The sequence below is a fragment of the Pseudomonas marvdashtae genome (assembly GCF_014268655.2).
Lineage (GTDB): Bacteria > Pseudomonadota > Gammaproteobacteria > Pseudomonadales > Pseudomonadaceae > Aquipseudomonas > Aquipseudomonas marvdashtae.
In genome coordinates this window covers 2802636-2817237 of the sequence record NZ_JABWQX020000001.1, presented here as the reverse complement: position 1 = coordinate 2817237, position 14602 = coordinate 2802636, and the positions used below count along the sequence as shown (strand labels likewise).

Sequence of the window (14602 nt, the reverse complement as noted above, 5' to 3'; positions counted from 1 at the left end):
GAGGTAGCGTCCCAGTGAATATCAAGTTTCTCGAAACCTTCGTCTGGGTCGCCCGCCTCAAGAGTTTTCGCCTGACGGCGGAAAAATTGTTCACCACCCAGGCCTCCATTTCCAGCCGGATCGCGGCCCTGGAAGATGAAATGGGCGTGCGCCTGTTCGTGCGCGATTCCAAAGGTGTCTCGCTCACCTCCGAAGGCCAGCGGGTGCTGGAATACGCCGAGCGCATCATGGACACCATGCAGAGCATGAAAGCGGTGATCAAGGACCCGCGGCAAGTGCGCGGGCGGATCCGCATCGGCGCAATGGACACGGTGATCCACACCTGGCTCAGTCCCTTGGTGACGCGGCTGATGGAGCGCTACCCGGCGCTTGAAATCGAACTGACCGCCGATACCGCGAGCAACCTCTGCTCGCAGCTGGAAAAAGGCTACCAGGACATCATTTTCCAGACCGACATCCTGCGTTTGGACAGCGTGCGCAACACCCTCCTGACACGCTATCCCATGCATTGGGTGGCGCGTACCGGCTCCGTGTATGACCGGCACTACGCTTCGCTGGAGGATCTGTCCCAGGAACGCGTCGTGACGTTTTCGCGCAACTCACGGCCGCACCAGGACCTTCTCAACATGCTGCACTCAGCCAACGTCGTCTCGCCGCGTATCAACTGCGTGAACTCGGCATCGGCCATTACCCGCCTGGTTCGCGATGGATTTGGTATCGGCGCCATGCCTGCGGCGTTGGTGGTGGGCGAGCTGAGCCAAGGCACCTTGACCTTGGTAGACGGTGTGCCGCTGCCGTCGGTGATGGATATCGTTGCCAGCTGGCGCACTGGCGCCGGCATGGAGCGGGTTGAAGACATCGTCAGCCTGACGCGGGACGTGGTCGATGAATTCGTCGCGCAACTGCCGGCGCAATACCGTCTGCACGAAGGTTAGCCCCCGGACCTGTCAGTGAACTGCAACATCCCCGCCCTATTCTCGAATGGGCGCACTGCGGCGAGCCGCGGGTTGCGCCCGCTCGGGATGGTCCAGGGAGTCCGCCATGAAAATCAGCGTGTTCGGCAGTGGTTACGTTGGATTGGTGCAAGCCGTCGTGTTGGCCGAAGTGGGCCATGACGTGGTGTGCATGGACATCGATGCGCAGAAGATCGAAACCCTGCGCCAGGGCCAGGTCAGTATTTATGAGCCAGGGCTGGCGGCGCTGGTGCGCGAGGGGCTTGAAGCCGGACGCTTGCATTTCACTTGTGACGAACAGATCGCCGTGGAGCATGGCCAGGTGCTGTTCATCGCCGTCGGCACCCCTTCGCGCGACGACGGCTCGGCGGATCTGCGCCAAGTCCTGGCCGTCGGCGAAGCGGTCGCCCGTTATCGTATACGCCCCGTCGTGGTGGTGGAGAAATCCACCGTGCCGGTGGGCACCGGCGATGTCCTGAGGGCCCACATCGACAAATGCCTGCTCAAGGCCGGGCGTTTGCTGCAGTTCGATATCGTCTCCAACCCTGAGTTTCTCAAGGAAGGCTCGGCCGTCGCCGATTGCCGCCGCCCTGATCGCATCGTCATCGGTTGCGAGCGCGAGGACGTACGCGAAACCATGCGCGAACTGTACGCGCCGTTCAACCGCAACCACGACCGCATCCTGTTCATGGACGTACGCAGCGCCGAGCTGACCAAATATGCGGCCAACGGCATGCTGGCGACCAAGATCAGCTTCATCAACCAGATCGCCGAACTGGCCGAACACTTGGGCGCAGACATCGAGTCGGTGCGCCAGGGCATCGGCGCCGACTCACGCATTGGCTACCACTTCATTTATCCAGGGTGCGGGTACGGCGGGTCCTGCTTTCCCAAGGACATGCGCGCCCTGATCCACACCGCCGAGCAAGCGCATTGCTCCAGCGACCTGCTGCAAGCGGTGGAAACCGTCAACCTGCGCCAGAAACACAAGCTGTTCGAACGCATCAACGCGTTCTATAACGGCGATCTGCGGGGCAAGACCTTTGCGCTGTGGGGCCTGGCCTTCAAACCCAACACCGATGACATGCGCGACGCCCCCAGCCGCACGCTCCTGGAGTCGTTGTGGGCCGCCGGGGCCAGCGTCCGCGCCTTTGACCCGGAAGCCATGCAACAGACCCAAAGGCTTTATCCCCATGAATCGAAGCTGATGCTCATGGGCACGCCGGAATCGGTCTTGGCAGGGGCCGACGCGCTGATCATCTGCACCGAATGGCAGTCGTTCAAGGCGCCGGATTTCGAACTGATCCAGCAACGACTCAAGGCGCCGGTGATTTTTGACGGACGAAACCTCTACGATCCGGATCGCATGGCCGACAAAGGCTTTACCTATTTCCCGATGGGCCGAGGACAATCGCGGGACTTGCCCATCGCCCAGCAGGCATGGTTTGAGGCGTCCAAGCGCGCACGAGCCTCCTTACATCAAAATAAGTGCACTCAAGCAGCATTAATATGAATTTGTAAGCGAAGGTCGTGAGCGGCACACTGTTCATCGTTCCTCCCCCAACTGTTGGAACACTTAAAGGGCTTTCAGGGATTTTCCCGTAAGCCCCTTTTTTTGTTCGTTTTTTGGATTCTCGCTTAATGTTTTCTCGCTGGTTCCCCGCTGCCATCAATACCCGTCCCACCGAGTGGAGCCGCGCCGCCATCGGCATGGCCCTGGGAACAATGTTCAGTGTCTGGCTCTGTGGCCAAGTGTTCGGCCTGGAAGTGGCGCAACACCTGATCGGCCCACTCGGGGCCTCCGCAGTGCTGCTGTTTGCGGTCTCGTCGGGTGCCCTCGCCCAGCCTTGGTCAATATTCGGCGGTTATCTGTGCGCCTCCGTCCTGGCGTTGCTGGTGGCCCATGTGCTCGACCGCACGCTGGGCAGCGCTTGCCTGGCCGCCGGCATGGCGCTGGTGTTGATGTGCTGGCTGCGTTGCCTGCACCCTCCGGCGGGCGCGCTGGCGGCGACATTGGTGTTGGCCGATCCGTCCATCGTTGCGCTGGATTGGCAGGCGCTCGGTGCTGCGATGCTGGCTGGCTGCGGCCTGCTCGCGTTCGCATTGGCCTATAACAACCTCACCCGCGTGCGTTACCCCAAGCGTGCCAGCGAGCCGGTAGCGGTCATCCCGGCCGACCACCCGCCCATCGATCGCCAGGCCATTACCGCCGAAGACTTGAAACTGGCACTTGAGGAAATGGAAGCGTTTTTCGACGTAACCCCCGAAGATCTCGAGCAATTAATCCATACCAGCGAGCGTTATGCCAAGCGCCGCAGCATCACCGAGGTGCTGTCGGGTCGCGGTTGACCTCATGCCTGCTATAAATATGCAGAAAGGACCTGCATGTATCCCGGTTGTGCAATGCAAATTTGCGCTGTTACGATCCCGATACGCGCGACGAAATTTACAAAGAACAATAAAAGCAGGGAGTTAGCGATGACAGTTCAGGTTTCATCCCAAGCCGCTGGCGGTATCGAAACCGCGCCTTACGAAGTGCTGGTCGAGGTCCGTAACCACATCGGCCACTTGACCCTGAACCGCCCCGCTGGCCTCAATGCCCTCACCCTGGGCATGGTGCGCAGCTTGCAGCAGCAACTCGATACCTGGGCCAGCGATCAGCAGATCCGCGCCGTGGTGCTGCGTGGCGCCGGCGACAAGGCGTTCTGCGCCGGCGGCGATATCCGCTCGCTGTACGACAGCCACAAGCAGGGCGACACCCTGCATGAAGATTTCTTCGTCGAAGAATACGCCCTCGACCTGACGATCCACCACTACCGCAAACCGATCCTCGCGCTGATGGACGGCTTTGTGCTGGGCGGCGGCATGGGACTGGTACAAGGCGCCGACCTGCGGGTGGTGACCGAACGCAGCCGGCTGGGCATGCCCGAGGTTGGTATCGGTTACTTCCCGGACGTGGGCGGCAGCTATTTCCTGCCGCGCATCCCCGGTGAGCTGGGCATCTACCTGGGCGTCAGCGGCGTGCAGATCCGCGCCGCCGACGCGTTGTATTGCGGACTGGCCGACTGGTATCTCGACAGCCGCAAGCTTGCACAACTCGACGAGCGTCTCGATCGCCTGGAATGGCACGACGCACCGCTCAAGGATTTGCAAAGCCTGCTGGCCAAGCTGGCGGTACAGCAGCTCCCTGCCCCGCCCCTGGCCGACTTGCGGCCGGCCATCGATCATTTCTTCGCGCTGCCCGATGTGCCCAGCATGGTCGAGCAGTTGCGCCAGGTCACGGTCGCCAACAGCCATGAATGGGCACTGAAAACCGCCGAACTGCTGGAAACCCGTTCGCCCTTGGCCATGGCGGTGACGCTGGAGATGTTGCGTCGCGGCCGTCGCCTGAGCCTGGAAGACTGTTTTGCCCTGGAACTGCACCTGGACCGCCAATGGTTCGAGCGCGGTGACCTGATCGAAGGCGTGCGCGCCTTGCTGATCGATAAAGACAAAAATCCGCGCTGGAATCCACCGACCCTGGAGGCGCTGGACGCCGATCATGTGGCGAGTTTCTTCGACGGCTTCGACTACCACGGGAATTGAATCATGCATGACCTTGAGCTGACCGAAGAACAAGTGATGATCCGCGACATGGCTCGTGATTTTGCCCGTGGCGAAATCGCGCCGCACGCCCAGGCCTGGGAAAAAGCCGGCTGGATCGACGATGGTCTGGTGGCGAAGATGGGCGAACTGGGCCTGCTGGGCATGGTGGTGCCCGAAGAATGGGGCGGCACCTATGTCGATTACGTGGCCTACGCCTTGGCCGTGGAAGAAATCTCCGCGGGCGACGGTGCGACCGGCGCACTGATGAGCATCCACAATTCGGTGGGCTGCGGTCCGGTCCTGAATTTCGGCACCGACGAACAGAAAAAGACCTGGTTGGCCGACCTTGCCAGCGGCCAGGCGATTGGCTGTTTCTGCCTGACCGAACCCCAGGCCGGCTCCGAGGCGCACAATCTGCGCACGCGGGCCGAATTGCGCGACGGCCAATGGGTCATCAATGGTGCCAAGCAGTTCGTCAGCAACGGCAAGCGCGCGAAACTGGCGATTGTCTTTGCCGTGACGGACCCGGATCTGGGCAAGAAAGGCATCTCGGCGTTCCTGGTGCCGACCGACACCCCTGGGTTCATCGTTGATCGCACCGAACACAAGATGGGCATTCGCGCGTCGGACACCTGCGCGGTCACCCTGAGTGACTGCAGCGTCCCCGAAGCCAATCTATTGGGCGCGCGGGGCAAGGGCCTGGCCATCGCCCTTTCCAATCTCGAAGGTGGTCGCATCGGTATCGCCGCCCAAGCCCTTGGCATCGCCCGAGCTGCCTTCGAAGCGGCCCTGGCCTACGCCCGCGACCGGGTGCAGTTCGACAAGCCGATCATAGAGCACCAGAGCATCGCCAACCTGCTTGCCGACATGCACACTCGCCTGAACGCCGCCCGACTGCTGATTCTGCACGCCGCACGACTGCGCAGCGCCGGCAAACCCTGTCTGTCGGAAGCCTCCCAGGCCAAGCTGTTCGCCTCGGAGATGGCCGAAAAGGTCTGCTCCTCGGCGATACAAATCCACGGTGGGTATGGCTACCTCGAGGATTATCCGGTGGAGCGCTACTACCGCGATGCGCGGATTACCCAGATCTACGAGGGTTCGAGCGAGATCCAGCGGATGGTCATTGCCCGAGAGCTCAAGCACTACCTGGTGTGAATAAATCCCCATGGCGAGGGAGCTTGCTCCCTCGCCATGGGGGTCAGTCAAGGCTACTTGTCCTGGAACTCCGCCGCACGCTTGGCCACGAATGCGGCCATGCCTTCCTTCTGATCCTGCGTGGCAAATGCGGCGTGGAATACCCGGCGTTCGAAACGCACGCCTTCCGACAAGCTGACTTCAAAGGCGCGGTTGACGCTTTCCTTGATCATCATGCTGATGGGCACGGATTTGGACGCAATCAACGCCGCGGTTTTCAATGCATCGTCGAGCAGCTCATCGGCCGGAACGATGCGTGCGACGATGCCGCAGCGCTCCGCTTCGACCGCATCGATAAAGCGCCCGGTCAGGCACATTTCCATGGCCTTGGCCTTGCCCACCGCACGGGTCAGGCGCTGGGTGCCGCCCATGCCCGGCAACACGCCGAGGTTGACTTCCGGCTGGCCAAACTTGGCGTTATCGCCAGCCAGGATGAAATCGCACATCAACGCCAGCTCGCAGCCGCCACCCAGGGCAAAGCCATTCACAGCGGCAATGATCGGCTTGCGACGGTTGGCGACGCGGTCGCTGTCGCTGAACAGGTCGTCCAGGTAGATCTGCGGATAGGTCAGCTCGGCCATCTCCTTGATGTCGGCACCGGCGGCGAAAGCTTTTTTCGAGCCGGTCAGGACGATGCAACCAATCTTCGGATCGGCTTCCAGACTGTCCAACGCCTGGTTCAGCTCGCTGACGATCTGCTCATTCAGGGCGTTCAGCGCCTGGGGACGGTTGAGGGTAATCAGGCCGACGCGGTCCTTGATCTCCAATAGAATCGTTTCGTAATTCATGCGTGACTCCTGTTCAAAGATTGCGCGAAATGACCATGCGCTGGATGTCGCTGGTGCCTTCATAGATCTGGCAGACCCGCACGTCGCGGTAGATGCGCTCCAGCGGGAAGTCGTTGAGGTAACCGTAACCGCCCAGTGTCTGCAACGCCATGGAGCAGACCTTCTCGGCCATTTCCGAAGCGAAGAGCTTGGCCATGGACGCTTCCACCAGCGCCGGCTGGCCGTCATCGCGCAGCGCGGCGGCATAGTGGACCATCTGCCGCGCCACGGCGATCTGGGTCGCCATGTCGGCCAGGCGGAACGCCACGGCCTGGTGCTCGATGATCGGCTTGCCGAAGCTTTGCCGTTCGCGCGCATAGTCGCGAGCGGCTTCGAACGCTGCCCGGGCCATGCCCACCGACTGCGCGGCGATGCCGACCCGCCCGCCTTCCAGGTTCGCCAGGGCAATCTTGTAGCCCTCGCCCTCCTCCCCGAGCCGATTGCCCACTGGCACCTTCACGTCCTCGAACAGGATCTGGCAGGTGTCGGAGGCGTGCTGGCCGAGTTTGTCCTCGACCCGCGCCACACTGTAGCCCGGTGAATCGGTGGGCACGATGAAGGCGCTGATGCCACGCTTGCCGGCGCTCGGGTCGGTGACCGCAAACACGATCACCACCCCGGCGTTCTGCCCGGAGGTGATGAACTGTTTGCAACCGTTGAGCACGTAATGGTCCCCCTCCAACCGCGCCCGAGTCTTCAGGCTGCTGGCGTCCGATCCAGCCTGGGGCTCGGTCAGGGCGAAGGCGCCGAGCATCGCCCCGCTGGCCAGGGGCGTGAGGAATCTCTCCTTTTGCTCATCGGTGCCGAACTTGAGAATCGGCACGCAACCCACCGAGTTATGCACGCTCATGATGGTCGAGCAGGCACCGTCGCCGGCGGCGATTTCTTCCAGGGTCATCGCATAGGCCAGGTAACCGGTGTCACAGCCGCCCCACTGCTCCGGCACCAACATGCCGAAAAAGCCCAGCTCGGCCATTTCACCGATGGCTTCCCGAGGAAAACGGTGTTCGCGGTCCCATTCGGCGGCGAACGGTTTCAGGCGCTCCTGGGCGAACTGCCGGGCCATGTCGCGGATTTGGGTTTGTTCTTCAGTCGCAAGCATGGTGGTGATTCCTTAGTACAGGCATTCAACGGCCATGGCCGTGGCTTCGCCGCCGCCGATGCAGATGGCCGCGACGCCGCGCTTGAGGCCCTTCTGGCGCAGGGCCGACAACAGGGTCACGAGGATTCGCGCGCCGGACGCGCCGATCGGGTGGCCCAACGCGCAGGCGCCGCCGTGGATGTTGACCTTGTCATGGGGAATTTCCAGCTTGTCCATGGTCACCAGCCCCACCACGGCGAAGGCTTCGTTGACCTCGAACAGGTCGACCTCGTCCAGCGACCAGCCAGTCTTGCCCATCAATTTCTTTACCGCACCAATCGGCGCGGTTGGAAACAAGCCTGGGGCGTCGGCAAACGCCGCATGCCCACGAATGACCGCCAGCGGCGTCAAGCCGCGCTGTTGCGCCTGGCTCTGGCGCATCAGCACCAGGGCCGCGGCGCCATCGGAAATCGAACTGGCATTGGCCGCCGTCACGCTGCCGCCTTCGCGAAAGGCTGGCTTGAGCGTGGCGATCTTGTCGATGCGCGCCTTGGGCGGCTGCTCGTCGTGACGCACGGTGACCTGCTCCTTGCCGACCATGACCTGCACCGGCACGATCTCGGCGTCGAAGCTGCCGTCCTTGATCGCCTGCTGGGCGCGGGTGGTGGACGCGATGGCAAAGGCATCCTGGGCTTCACGGCTGTAGCCATTGGTTTGGGCGCAATCTTCGGCGAAGGTGCCCATCAGGCGGCCCTTGTCATAGGCGTCTTCGAGGCCGTCGAGGAACATGTGGTCGAGCACTTTGCCGTGGCCCATGCGCAGGCCGCTGCGGGCGCGGTCCAGCAGGTACGGGGCGTTGGACATGCTCTCCATGCCGCCGGCGATCACGACGTCGGCGCTGCCGGCGACGAGCATGTCATGGGCGAGAATCGCCGCTTCCATGCCCGAACCGCACATCTTGTTGAGCGTGGTGCAACGGGTCGATTTGTCGAGCCCGGCGCCCAGTGCCGCCTGGCGTGCCGGTGCCTGGCCCTGCCCCGCGGCGAGAACGCAACCGAACAGCACTTCTTCAACCGCCTCCGGCGAAATGCCGGCTCGCTCCACGGCGGCCTTGATCGCGGCGGAACCCAATTGTGGCGCGGTGAGGCTTTTCAGCTCGCCCTGGAAGCCGCCCATGGGGGTGCGGACGGCGCTGACGATGACAATCGGATCGTTTGACATGAACATTCTCCTACTTGGCTGCCATGCGCAAGGCACCGTCGAGACGGATCACCTCACCGTTGAGCATGCTGTTTTCAATGATATGCCGGACCAGCGCGGCGTACTCGGCGGGTTTGCCCAGGCGCGGCGGAAACGGCACGCCGGCGGCCAGGGAATCGCGCACCTGCGGGGTCATGCCGGCCATCATCGGGGTCTCGAAAATGCCGGGGGCAATGGTCATCACGCGGATGCCGAAACGTGCCAGTTCGCGAGCGGCGGGCAAGGTCAGGCTGGCAATCGCGCCCTTGGATGCCGCGTAGGCGGCTTGGCCAATCTGACCGTCAAAAGCTGCCACCGACGCGGTATTGATGATCACTCCGCGCTCGCCGTCGGCGCTGGCCTCGGTTTCGGCGATGGCCGCCGCCGCCAGGCGCAGCAGGTTGAAGCTGCCGATCAGGTTGACGTTGATCACCTGGCTGAAGCTGGCCAGGGCATGCGGGCCGTTCTTGCCGAGGATCTTCTCGCCGCGCACGATACCGGCGCAGTTCACCAGGCCATTCAGTCCACCGTACGCATCGACGGTGGCCTTGACCGCCGCTTCGGCCGCGGCTTCGTTGCTAATGTCTGCCACCACGCTGCGGCAACCGAGCTTTTGCGCCTGGGCGGCCACGGCGTCGGCGTTGAGGTCTACCAGCATGACCTTGGCGCCGGCCTTGACCAGCATTTCACCGGTGGCCGCACCGAGGCCGGAAGCGCCGCCGCTGACGAGGAAAATCTTGTTGTCGATCTGCATCATGGTTTCCTTGGGTTCAAGCTGAAACGTTCTTCGCCATTGCCTCTTGAGCCTTGGCGATTTCCTGGTTGCGCAAGATAAAGCGCTGCAATTTGCCGCTTGGGGTTTTCGGCAAGTCGCTGACAAATTCGATTTCGCGGGGATAGGCATGGGCCGCCAGGCGCTGGCGCACGTGCTGGCGCAACTCCTCGGCCAGCTCCGGCGCGGCGCGGTATTGGGCGCTGAGCACCACGAAAGCTTTCACCAGCTCGGTGCGTTCAGGGTCCGGTTTGCCAATCACGGCGGCCTCGACAACGGCCGGATGCTCGATCAGCGCGCTTTCGACGTCGAACGGACCGACGCGGTAACCGGAGGTGGTAATCACGTCGTCGCTGCGCCCCACGAAGCTGATGCTGCCGTCGGGGTTGAGCTCAACGGTATCGCCGCTCAGGTAGTAATCGCCGACGAAGGCCTTGGTCGGTCCGCCTTCATAACCGGCGAACCAGCACATGGGCGACTGGCTGCGGTCGACAGCGAGAATACCGGGCTGGGCAACGCCCAATTCCCGGTGATTTTCGTCCAGCACCACGATCCGATGGCCTGGCGAGGCAAAACCGGCAGCACCGAGGTGCACCGGATGCTCCAGACCATGGTGATTGCACAGGACCATGCCCAATTCGGTCTGGCCGTAATGATCGTGAATGACCACGTTCAGGTTGTCGGCGAACCAGCGGATCACTTCCGGGTTCAGCGGCTCACCGGCGCTGCTGACGATGCGCAGCTTGCCCTTGATCGACCGGGCGAACTGCTCGCCGCCAGCGATCAGCAGGCGATAAGCCGTAGGCGAGCCAGCCAGATTGGTGATGCCGTACTTGTTTATGATCCGGCAGGTGCTTTCCAGGGTGAACGGACCGTCGTAGAACGTGATCGGATGTCCCAGCGCCAGTGGCCCGGTCACGCCGAAATAAATGCCATAGGCCCAGCCCGGGTCGGCGACGTTCCAGAACGCGTCCTCGGGCCGCAGGTCCACGGCGTCACGCATGTAGTTCTGAAACGCGACGATGGCCTTGAGCGGCACCGACAGCGCCTTGGCCGGCCCCGTGGTGCCGGAGGTGAACATCAGCAGGAACGGATCCTCGCCGGTCAGCATCAGCGGTTCGCACTGGTTTGAGTGGTTGGCCAGTTCGGCCCAGAAACTGAAGTCGCCGCGAACAATGCCCTGGCCCTTGTCGCCGCCGACCGTGACGATGGTTGGGCAGTCGGCAACCTCATTGAGCTTGGGCCGGTTGCTGGCGTCGGTCACCACCACTCGCGCGCCCGAGCTGGTCAGCCGGTGCTCGATGGCCTTGGGGCCGAACGCGGTGAACAGCGGCTGGTACACCGCGCCGATACGCCAGGTGGCGAGCACCACGATCAACAGTTCCGCATTGCGCGGCAACAGGCCGGCGACCTTGTCGCCCTTGCCCACGCCCTGGGCTCGAAGGAAATTGGCGAAACGCGCGGCGTTGTCCTGCAGGTCGCGGTAAGTCCAGGTCGCGTCGCTGCCGTCACGGCCCTCCCAGAACAAGGCGATGCGCCCCGGCAACGCGTGGCGATCGCAACATTCGACGCAGGCATTGAGCGCTTCGAGCGAGCCGTGCAAGGCGGCATTGACGGTGTGCAGGTAATCGAACTGCGAGGTGGCGGACGAGTAATCGCGCATGACCAGAATCCCTCTGTACTTTTTATTGGTTGGGGGAACCGTGAATAGCAGGGAAATACTCGCGCCGAAGGGCCTGGGCGGCAATGGTCAAAGCCCTCAAATTGCTTGACTGCTTTGGCCATGGTGTCGGGCAATGGTTGGCAGCAGGGCTGTCAACAGGGGACCGGGTCAGCTGAGGTCGTTGAGAATCAACGTGCGATAGTGCCCCGGATTGGACCCGGACCATTTGCGAAACGCCTTGTAGAACGAACTGGCATCGGCAAACCCCAGGCGCGAGGCGATTTCGACGAAGCTGATAGCAGGCTCGGCCAGCCAGGCGATTGCCAGCTCCTTGCGCACGCTGTCCTTGAGGCCTTGGTACGTTTGCCCCTCCTCCGCCAGGCGTCGGCGCAGGGTCGAGGCGGAAACGCACAGCTGCTGGGCCAAAGCCTCGGTTTCCGGCCACTGTTCGGCGGGCAACTGACGCAGGTCCTGGCGGATGCGGCTAGAGAGGCTTTGCGGGTCGCGGTATTTGACCAGGATGTTCGCCGGGGCTCGAGCCAGGAAGCGCTTGAGTTCCTCGGGGCTGCGTCGAATGGGCAGGTCCAGGCAATCGGCGGCGAAGATCATCCGGGTACGGGGCCGGTCGAAGCGCAGGTTCTGGGAGAACATGACGCGGTAGTCGTCGCAGAAATCCGGCGCCGGGCAGCGCAACTCGACGGACAGGATCGGAATGCGTCGCCCGGCCAGCCAACAGGCCACGCCATGGACGATCATCCAATAAGTGAAATAGGTAAACGCCCGGCGCGGGTCCTGCTCGTCTTCCAGCAGGACGATTTCCGCCAGGCTTTGCTGGCGGACCCACTGGGCCGGCAGGTGTTCGAGCATCAGCGACAGGAAACCCAGCCCCGCGGTCAGCCCGGCCGCCAGCGTTGGCTGGGCCATGGCGCACTGGCACAGGAAGGCCAGGCTGCCGGACTTGAGCTTGCGCGGGTCCATGCCGAAGAATTCGTCGTCCAGACGCCTGGCCAGCAAACGCCAGAGCTGCGCATAGGCGTGGGCCGGGACTCGCGCCTGGGCATCGTCGAGCAATGCCGGGTCGATGCCCACCTTGCGCAGCACCTCATCGGTCGCCGCGCCGGGGGCACAGCTTTGCAACAGCGCCTCGCGCACCAAGTGGATGGAAATGGTGTCTTTTTCCAACATGGCGCGGGCGTTCACAGGATCCGGTAAAGCAGACGCTCTATTCGCACCCGGCTGACGCGCTTGAGGAACTTGCCCACCGCCGCCGGATAGTCCGGCAGGGTTTCCAGGTCCAGGTAGCTTTCGATCCGGCGGGTGTGCCGATAGATCTGCTCCAGCTCAGTCTGTCGCGGCCCGAGCAATTCGCCCTTGGGGTCGTCCAGCAACAGGGCATTTTCCAGGTCCAGGCGAAAGGCCCGCGGGTTGAGGTTGTTGCCGGTGAGCAAGGTGTAGCGGTCGTCGACCCACATGCCCTTGAGGTGATAGGTATTGTCGCCGTCACGCCACAAGTGCAGGTTCAACTGCCCGCTGTCGATGTAGCGCTGGTGGCGCTTGGCGAAGCGGCGCAGGCTGATTTCGTACAGATAGGGCAACGCCGCGATGATCTTGAACGGCTCGCTGGGCGGAATATAGAAATCGTTGGCGGTCTTGTCGCCGACGATGATATCGATCCGCACTCCGCGAGCCAGCGCACGATTGATTTCCCGAGTCACGGCCAACGGCAAATTGAAGTATGGCGTGCAGATCGTCAGTTGCTGACGGCTGCTGTCGATCAGCTCGCCAATCACCCGGCTCAGCGGGTTGTTCTTGCCGACGCCCAGCAGCGGGCTGACCGACAGGCCATTCTTATCGAGGCTGCCAGCCGTGGTGTCGTACGTCGCGTATTTGAGGCGACTGCGCAGGTCGCCGATGTCGTTGCGCAAGCTGCGGGTGCTGGGCAGGTTCGGCAGGTCGAGGCGATGCACGGCCTTGGAGGTGATCAGACCGTGTTGCACCAGGTGATGCATCGAATCGGCCAGCGCAGTGTTGTGCAGCAGGTGGTAGCGGTCGTAGCGGTATTTGTCGAATTTGTGCAGGTAGACGTTGTTCAGGCTCGCGCCGCTATAGAGCACGCAATCGTCGATCACAAAGCCTTTCAAGTGCAACACGCCAAACAACTCGCGGGTCTGCACCGGTACGCCGTAGATCGGCACTTCACTGGCGTGGCTGCGGGTCTGTTCCTGATACCACGCCGAATTGCCCGGCTGCTTCTTGGCGCCGATCAGGCCGCGCTGGGCACGCAGCCAGTCCACCACCACGACCACCTCCAGCTCGGGGCGCGCAGCTTTGGCGGCATGCAAGGCATCGAGAATTTCCTGACCGGCCTCATCCTGTTGCAGATACAGCGCCACGATGTAGATGCGCTGGGTGGCCTGGGCGATTTTTTCCAGCAGGCAACGGCGGAATTCGGCGGCACCATCAAGGATGGTCACGGCATCGGCGGTGAGTGCAAAGCTGCGCAACTTGGGCAGCAGGGAGCGTTTGAAAAGCGACGGCATAGGGCTCGCAAAAGGTCGAATCCGAAGAACCGATGAGCTTACACCATGACGCGAGGGTTTTGGGCCTCCGCGTGCCCACGAAAAAATTATTTGACCATGAAGAACGATCGTTCTACTGTTTGTGGCATGAATGAAACCACTGGCAATGAAACACGAGATATCATCCTCGACGTCGCCGAAAAGCTGATCTACAGAAATGGCATCGCGGCCACCGGCATGGATCTGTTGGTGAAAACCGCCGGCGTCTCCAGGAAAAGCATCTACCGCTACTTCGCCAACAAGGAGGACCTGGTGGTCGCGGCCCTCAAGCGCCGTGACGAACGCTGGATGCACTGGTTCAGCAGCGAGGTGGACAAGGCGCCGACGCCGGCTGCGCGGTTGCTCAATCTGTTTGCGGTGCTCAAGGGTTGGTTCGCCAGCGAAGGCTTTCGCGGCTGCGCCTTCATCAACACCAGCGGCGAAACCGGCGATCCGCAGGACCCGGTCCGCCAGGTGGCGAAGATGCACAAGCAGAAACTGCTCGACTACATCACCCGCCTGTGCGTTGACCACGGCGTCGAACAACCGCAGGTACTGGCCCGACAGGTGCTGATCCTGATCGACGGCGCCATCACCCTGGCCTTGGTCATGGGCGATCACGACGCCGCCGATCAAGCGCAGGACGTCCTGAAAACCTTGCTGGCTGGACAATAAGCGACACGCGTATCCGCAGGTTCGTTCGTAGGACCGCCGTAAAAGCACGCTGTAA

General features: G+C 62.5%; 13 protein-coding genes. 6 read left to right on the top strand and 7 right to left on the bottom strand.

Features of this window, described 5'->3' with window-relative positions:
- Positions 1-14: 14 nt before the first annotated feature.
- The 5 genes from HU742_RS12630 (at position 15) to HU742_RS12610 (ending at position 5693) form a co-directional block, all read left to right on the top strand.
- Positions 15-935, top strand: a complete 921-nt coding sequence (locus HU742_RS12630) for a LysR family transcriptional regulator (RefSeq protein WP_186642711.1) — start codon at positions 15-17, stop codon at positions 933-935.
- A gap of 106 nt (positions 936-1041) precedes the next feature.
- Positions 1042-2466 carry a UDP-glucose dehydrogenase family protein gene (locus tag HU742_RS12625; protein ID WP_186642710.1) on the top strand — a complete coding sequence of 475 codons (1425 nt, stop codon included), beginning with the start codon at positions 1042-1044 and terminating at the stop codon, positions 2464-2466.
- Positions 2467-2594: 128 nt separating this feature from the next.
- Positions 2595-3302: an HPP family protein gene (locus HU742_RS12620; protein ID WP_186642709.1), complete on the top strand. Its 708-nt coding sequence runs from the start codon at positions 2595-2597 to the stop codon at positions 3300-3302.
- Between the two features lie 129 nt (positions 3303-3431).
- Positions 3432-4538 carry an enoyl-CoA hydratase/isomerase family protein gene (locus HU742_RS12615; RefSeq protein WP_186632388.1) on the top strand — a complete coding sequence of 369 codons (1107 nt, stop codon included), beginning with the start codon at positions 3432-3434 and terminating at the stop codon, positions 4536-4538.
- 3 nt (positions 4539-4541) lie between these two features.
- Positions 4542-5693 (top strand): acyl-CoA dehydrogenase family protein, encoded by a 1152-nt coding sequence (locus HU742_RS12610; protein ID WP_186632386.1) that lies wholly within the window; start codon positions 4542-4544, stop codon positions 5691-5693.
- A gap of 53 nt (positions 5694-5746) precedes the next feature.
- Here HU742_RS12610 and HU742_RS12605 read toward each other — a convergent pair whose 3' ends face one another.
- The 7 genes from HU742_RS12605 to pssA form a co-directional block, all read right to left on the bottom strand.
- A complete protein-coding gene (locus HU742_RS12605; RefSeq protein ID WP_186642708.1) occupies positions 5747-6520 on the bottom strand; it encodes an enoyl-CoA hydratase in 774 nt (257 codons plus the stop codon).
- 13 nt (positions 6521-6533) lie between these two features.
- On the bottom strand, positions 6534-7661 hold the full coding sequence (locus HU742_RS12600) for an acyl-CoA dehydrogenase (RefSeq protein WP_186632379.1): 1128 nt from the start codon (positions 7659-7661) through the stop codon (positions 6534-6536).
- A gap of 12 nt (positions 7662-7673) precedes the next feature.
- Positions 7674-8867, bottom strand: coding sequence for an acetyl-CoA C-acyltransferase (locus HU742_RS12595; RefSeq protein ID WP_186642707.1), 1194 nt, complete (start codon positions 8865-8867; stop codon positions 7674-7676).
- Positions 8868-8871: 4 nt separating this feature from the next.
- Entirely contained in the window at positions 8872-9633 is a 762-nt protein-coding gene (locus HU742_RS12590) for an SDR family NAD(P)-dependent oxidoreductase (RefSeq protein WP_186642706.1), read from the bottom strand.
- Between the two features lie 16 nt (positions 9634-9649).
- Positions 9650-11314 (bottom strand): AMP-binding protein, encoded by a 1665-nt coding sequence (locus HU742_RS12585; RefSeq protein WP_186642705.1) that lies wholly within the window; start codon positions 11312-11314, stop codon positions 9650-9652.
- A gap of 168 nt (positions 11315-11482) precedes the next feature.
- Complete coding sequence (locus HU742_RS12580) at positions 11483-12499, bottom strand: AraC family transcriptional regulator (RefSeq protein WP_186642704.1); 1017 nt, start codon at positions 12497-12499, stop codon at positions 11483-11485.
- Positions 12500-12510: 11 nt separating this feature from the next.
- Positions 12511-13854, bottom strand: a complete 1344-nt coding sequence (gene pssA / locus HU742_RS12575) for a CDP-diacylglycerol--serine O-phosphatidyltransferase (RefSeq protein WP_186642703.1) — start codon at positions 13852-13854, stop codon at positions 12511-12513.
- Positions 13855-13980: 126 nt separating this feature from the next.
- Between pssA and HU742_RS12570 the strand changes: the two genes are divergently transcribed.
- Complete coding sequence (locus tag HU742_RS12570; RefSeq protein WP_186632362.1) at positions 13981-14547, top strand: TetR/AcrR family transcriptional regulator; 567 nt, start codon at positions 13981-13983, stop codon at positions 14545-14547.
- Positions 14548-14602: the final 55 nt, after the last annotated feature.

Coding starts and splice junctions, on each gene's coding strand:
- HU742_RS12625 (WP_186642710.1), top strand. CDS start 1,042: ATGAAAATCAGCGTGTTCGGCAGTGGTTACGTTGGATTGGTGCAAGCC.
- HU742_RS12620 (WP_186642709.1), top strand. CDS start 2,595: ATGTTTTCTCGCTGGTTCCCCGCTGCCATCAATACCCGTCCCACCGAG.
- HU742_RS12615 (WP_186632388.1), top strand. CDS start 3,432: ATGACAGTTCAGGTTTCATCCCAAGCCGCTGGCGGTATCGAAACCGCG.
- HU742_RS12610 (WP_186632386.1), top strand. CDS start 4,542: ATGCATGACCTTGAGCTGACCGAAGAACAAGTGATGATCCGCGACATG.
- HU742_RS12605 (WP_186642708.1), bottom strand. CDS start 6,520: ATGAATTACGAAACGATTCTATTGGAGATCAAGGACCGCGTCGGCCTG.
- HU742_RS12600 (WP_186632379.1), bottom strand. CDS start 7,661: ATGCTTGCGACTGAAGAACAAACCCAAATCCGCGACATGGCCCGGCAG.
- HU742_RS12595 (WP_186642707.1), bottom strand. CDS start 8,867: ATGTTCATGTCAAACGATCCGATTGTCATCGTCAGCGCCGTCCGCACC.
- HU742_RS12590 (WP_186642706.1), bottom strand. CDS start 9,633: ATGCAGATCGACAACAAGATTTTCCTCGTCAGCGGCGGCGCTTCCGGC.
- HU742_RS12585 (WP_186642705.1), bottom strand. CDS start 11,314: ATGCGCGATTACTCGTCCGCCACCTCGCAGTTCGATTACCTGCACACC.
- HU742_RS12580 (WP_186642704.1), bottom strand. CDS start 12,499: ATGTTGGAAAAAGACACCATTTCCATCCACTTGGTGCGCGAGGCGCTG.
- pssA (WP_186642703.1), bottom strand. CDS start 13,854: ATGCCGTCGCTTTTCAAACGCTCCCTGCTGCCCAAGTTGCGCAGCTTT.
- HU742_RS12570 (WP_186632362.1), top strand. CDS start 13,981: ATGAATGAAACCACTGGCAATGAAACACGAGATATCATCCTCGACGTC.